Origin of the sequence: Pelagicoccus mobilis (assembly GCF_016595505.1) — a bacterium.
Classification (GTDB): domain Bacteria; phylum Verrucomicrobiota; class Verrucomicrobiia; order Opitutales; family Opitutaceae; genus Pelagicoccus; species Pelagicoccus mobilis.
Genome location: NZ_JAENIL010000139.1, coordinates 1 through 1,319, shown reverse-complemented (window position 1 = coordinate 1,319; position 1,319 = coordinate 1). Strand labels below are relative to the sequence as shown.

Here is a 1,319-nt window from a genome sequence, read left to right as displayed (position 1 = left end):
AGGCCAGTAGGCTCAGCTGTTTCCCAACCCATGTAGCTGAGGAACTTACCAGCAGTGATGGAAGTGCCTTCGCCGAGGTCGTAAGTGATGAACGCTTGCTCGAGGTCGATTTCTTCTGCGTCTCCGCGTTGGTAGTCGAGGTCGACTTGTCCTGTGATGTCGTCAAAGGAGAAGAGGAAATCGAGTTCCATCTGATCCAGGTCGAAGGATGTTGAATCGCCAGAATCGTCGTCAGCGTGGAATACTGACATATCGAGGAAACCTGTTACAGAGAGGTTTTCGTTGATTTCGATCTGACCGTATAGAGCAGAGCTAGTGAGCAGCATGCCAGCTGCTGTTGCGCTTAGTAGTTTGTTCATTTGATCTTGGTTTTTGAATACAGGACCCAGAGGCGGGTAGTTGATGTGTGCCGCTAAAGTCCTGCTGGATTTGTAACGCCCGATGGGCTTGCTGGCGGTTTAGCAAGTGGGTTGCCAATTTTCGTATTTGGCTGAAATGACGGAAACTACGTAGACGCATGAAAATCTCTGCTCAAAATCATGCGCAATATAATGGAAAGTTTTGAGCGGTTTGATCCGGCTCGTCGCTTGGGCACGAAAAAGCCTCCACCGTTGAAGGTGGAGGCTAGAATCAAAAAGGTCTTTTCTTTCTAAGAATTAGAAAGTGAAGAGAGCCTCAACTGCGAACTCAGTTGTGTCGCCGAGCCAAGTGCCAGCGTCGGTTTGGCTAACTTCAGTAACGAGCGCGAGGTTGTCGTTAACAGCGTGGATGTAAGCAGCTGTGTACTTAGTGAACTCGTCTTCTACCTGGCCAGAGCCAACCATGTTGGAAGCTGCGAGGTCAACGTACTCGTGGAGGTCAGAGCTGATACGAGCTGTGAATGTGCCCTTGTCGCCAACTGCAACAGAGTACATTGCGAGCCACTGGGAAACGTCTTGGTAAGTGTCGGAGTAGTCGTTGTACTCAACAGCGATAGTAGACGCGCCGAACTCGTAAGAGCCCCAGAAGTTGATGAGCTCACGGTCTTCGAGGCCTGCGTTAGCAGAGTCGATCGCGTAACCGAGGAAGAATGTCCAACCGTCTGCTGGAGTGAGAACTACCTTGGTTTCGATGCCCATGTCGTAGTCGTCGAGGTCGTTGTTGATAGAACCGTCGTCGTCGTAAACAGAGTCGAGAACTGCGAGACCGAGGGCACCCCACTCTTCGCTGAAGTCGATCGCCACACCGTTGTGGTAACCTGGGATGGTAGTGCCGTAAGCGTAAGAGTACTGGTAGAGGCCAGTAGGCTCAGCTGTTTCCCAACCCATGTAGCTGAGGAA

Annotated in this window: 2 pseudogenes; both read right to left on the bottom strand. The window is 51.2% G+C overall.

Annotation, left to right across the window (positions count from 1 at the left end):
* A pseudogene (locus JIN87_RS27935) lies at positions 1 to 359 on the bottom strand (porin); the annotation flags it as partial.
* A gap of 297 nt (positions 360 to 656) precedes the next feature.
* Positions 657 to 1,319, bottom strand: a pseudogene (locus JIN87_RS27930) (hypothetical protein); the annotation flags it as partial.